Source organism: Desulfosarcina sp. (assembly GCF_033791525.1).
GTDB lineage: Bacteria > Desulfobacterota > Desulfobacteria > Desulfobacterales > Desulfosarcinaceae > Desulfosarcina.
This window is the reverse complement of the sequence record NZ_JASJGN010000314.1, coordinates 1-3,353: the sequence shown is the minus strand read 5'-3', so window position 1 is coordinate 3,353 and position 3,353 is coordinate 1. Positions and strand designations below refer to the sequence as shown.

Genomic DNA, 3,353 nt, shown 5'->3' with positions numbered 1-3,353 from the left:
AATACCCGGGCAGGTACGGTAAAGGCCTGCCGGCGGGCCAAACTGTCGCCCAGCATCGGCGGCCAGATCGCTCGGCTGCCGGTCAAAAAAGGGGACCGCGTCAAGGAAGGCGAGCTGCTCCTGGAGCTGTGGAACAACGATATCGCCGCGCAGGTGATGCTGGCCGAACGGGAAGTGACCGCCACCCGTTCCAGGGCGCAATCGGCCTGTTCACGGGCCGAAGTGGCCGCTAAAAATGCGGATCGCCTCTCCACCCTGTTCAAATCCAATGTGGGGACCCAGGAGCGCACGGAAAACGCCCTTGCCGAGGCTGATGCCCTGGGCGCCGAGTGTGACGGGGCCCGCAGTGAAGTGCAGGTCCGCGAAGCCCAGCTGGTCGTGGCCAGGGCCAGTTTCCAACGCACCCGGCTGCTGGCGCCCTTCGATGGGGTGATCGGCGAGATCAACGGTGAGCGATACGAATATGTCACCCCTTCCCCGCTGGGTGTGCCCACACCGCCCGTGGTGGACATTATCGAATCCGGCTGCTTTTACGTGATTGCCCCCATCGATGAGGTGGATGTTTCCGGCATCCGGACGGGCATGCCGGCCCGCATCACCATGGATGCCTATGGCAGCCGGACATTCCAGGGCCAGGTGCGCCGGGTCTCCGATTACGTTCTGGACGTTGAGAAGCAGGCCCGCACCGTCGACGTGGAAGTCAGTTTCATCCACCCGGAGGAATTCTCTCTTTTGCTGGCCGGCTACAGCGCAGACATCGAAGTGATCCTGGACGTTCGCACCGATGTGGTGCGGGTACCCACCGAGGCCGTCATGGCGGATCAGCACGTTTATGTGTTTAAGCCTGCCCTGGGCAAAATTGAGCGTCGCCGCATCCGCAGCGGTCTTTCCAACTGGGACCATACCGAGGTGATGGATGGATTGAAACCGGAAGAACAGGTGGTTGTCAACATCGATGCGCCGGATCTTGAAGACGGGGCGCCTGCCGTTCCAATCGAGGAAGCCCCGTGATTCGCCTGGACAATGTCAGCCGCGTGTTTCAAGTGGGGGGTGAATCCGTGCATGCCCTGGACCGGGTGAACCTGGTTGTGGAAAAGGGCGAGTACCTGTCCATTATGGGGCCGTCCGGATCAGGAAAATCCACCCTGCTGAACATCCTTGGACTGCTGGACCGCCCGGACGAGGGCACCTATTGCATCGACGGCAGGGACACCACCGCGCTGGCCGATGACCAGCAGGCAACCATCCGGCGCTATAAAATCGGTTTTATCTTCCAGTTTTTCCATCTGGTCCCCCGGCTCACGGCTGCCGACAATGTGGGCCTGCCGCTGGTTCTTGCCGGCGTCGACCCAAAAGAACGGCGCCATCGGGTGAACGAAGCCATGGACCGATTCGGTCTTTCCAGCCGGGCCGGACACCGGCCGGACCAGCTGTCCGGCGGACAGCGCCAGCGGGTGGCCATCGCCAGGGCCGTGATCATGAACCCCACCGTCATCCTTGCAGACGAGCCCACCGGCAACCTGGATCGCACGTCCGGGGATGAAATCATTCAAGCCGTGGAATCTATCAGGGAACAGGGCATGACCGTCATTATCGTCACCCACGATCCGAATATCGGGAGCCGTGCCGTCCGGGCGATCCGGATGGTGGACGGTCGGATCGTTTCAGACAGCCAGGGGCAGGCATGAGGACCACGGATGTGATCGGCTTCTGCCGGCGGGCCGTTTCCGGATATCCCCTGCGCTCGGGCTTGATGCTCCTGGCCATGGCCATCGGCGTGGCATCGGTGGTACTGCTGTCCACCCTGGGAGAGGGAACCCGTCGGTACGTGGCCAACCAGTTCAGTTCCCTGGGCACCCACCTGCTGATCGTCCTGCCGGGTCGATCCGAAACCACCGGCGGCCCGCCGCCGATGATGGGTCAGACCCCCCGTGACCTGACCGTCCAGGATGCCATGGCCCTGGCACGCAGCACTGCCGTGCGCCGGGTGGCTCCCATTGTGGTCGGTTCCGCCCCTGTTTCCGTGGGCAGCCGGCAGCGGGAAATCACCATCCTCGGCTCAACGGCCGAGCTCCTGCCGATTCGCCACCTGACCATGGCCCATGGTCGATTCATTCCCGCCGGTGAAGTCTCCCGGGCGGAGGCGGTTTGCGTATTGGGCTACCAGGCCAGAAAAGAGCTCTTTGGCAACCGGTCGCCACTGGGCCGGTTCGTGCGTATCGGCGAGCGCCGGTTTCGGGTGATCGGCACACTGACCCAAAAGGGTCAGTCCCTGGGCACGGACACCAGTGATATGGCCATTATCCCCGTCGCCTCTGCCACCGCCTTGTTCAACACCGAATCCCTCTTCCGGATTCTGGTGCAGGCCCGAAACCGGGATGCCGTATCCCGGGCCAAGCGAAACGTTCAGGAGATCATCCGGGATCGGCACGACGGTGAAGACGATGTGACCGTGATCACCCAGGACGCCCTATTGGCCACCTTCGACCGGATCCTGAAAACCCTGACCCTGGCGGTCGCCGGCATTGCCTCCATCAGTCTTGCCGTGGCAGGCATCCTGATCATGAATGTGATGCTGGTCGCCATCTCCCAGCGGACGGCGGAAATCGGTCTTCTCAAGGCTGTCGGGGCCACACACACTCAGGTGCTGATACTCTTTCTCGTGGAGTCGACGCTCCTCTCTCTGCTCGGAACAGCGGCCGGGTTGCTGCTTTCGGCTGTTGGATTGCTGGTGCTGCAACAGCTGTTCCCCGGGTTTCCCATGGCGGTCCCCTGGTGGGCGCCGGCGGCGGCGGCCGCCACGGCAGTGTCCACCGGAACGCTCTTCGGCATGCTGCCGGCACGGCGCGCCGCCCGATTGGATCCCGTAACGGCATTGGCGGAGAAGTGATGGGGATGGGGAATTGAGGGATTGGGGATTGGGGATTGGGACTTGGGGAATTTTAAAACGGGTGGTTAACCGATGATTTTTCGTGATGCACTTAAATGGGCCCTTCAATCGCTTGCCGGCCAGCGACTGCGCAGTTTTCTCACCATCCTGGGCATTGCCGTGGGAATTGCCGCCGTAGTTCTGCTCACCTCGCTAGGGGAAGGCGTTCACCGGTTCGTGCTCGGAGAGTTCACCCAGTTCGGCACCAACCTGATCGGCGTCACCCCGGGCCGCTCCACCACCCATGGCATGTCCGGCGCGCTGATCAGCAATGTGCGCCCACTGAGCCTGGACGACGCCGATGCGCTACGGCGACTGCCCGGCATCGAGGCGGTGGTGCCGGTGTTGCAGGGCAATGCCGAGGTCGAGGCCGGCGAGCGTGCCCGCCGCACCATGGTCCTCGGCGTTGGCGCCCAAGTGCCGA

The 3,353-nt window shown here is 63.0% G+C and carries 4 protein-coding genes; all 4 read left to right on the top strand.

Annotated features, from left to right (window positions below; genetic code table 11):
* Nucleotides 1-1,011, top strand: a 1,011-nt coding sequence (locus QNK41_RS15815) for an efflux RND transporter periplasmic adaptor subunit (protein ID WP_319258619.1), incomplete at its 5' end; no start/stop codon positions are given.
* Nucleotides 1,008-1,688, top strand: a complete 681-nt coding sequence (locus tag QNK41_RS15810; protein WP_319258617.1) for an ABC transporter ATP-binding protein — start codon at nucleotides 1,008-1,010, stop codon at nucleotides 1,686-1,688. The genes QNK41_RS15815 and QNK41_RS15810, both read left to right, overlap by 4 nt.
* Complete coding sequence (locus QNK41_RS15805; RefSeq protein ID WP_319258615.1) at nucleotides 1,685-2,890, top strand: ABC transporter permease; 1,206 nt, start codon at nucleotides 1,685-1,687, stop codon at nucleotides 2,888-2,890. Before QNK41_RS15810 ends, QNK41_RS15805 begins: the two co-directional genes overlap by 4 nt.
* Nucleotides 2,891-2,962: 72 nt before the next feature.
* Nucleotides 2,963-3,353: ABC transporter permease (locus tag QNK41_RS15800; protein ID WP_319258613.1), on the top strand; the 391-nt coding region annotated here is incomplete at its 3' end.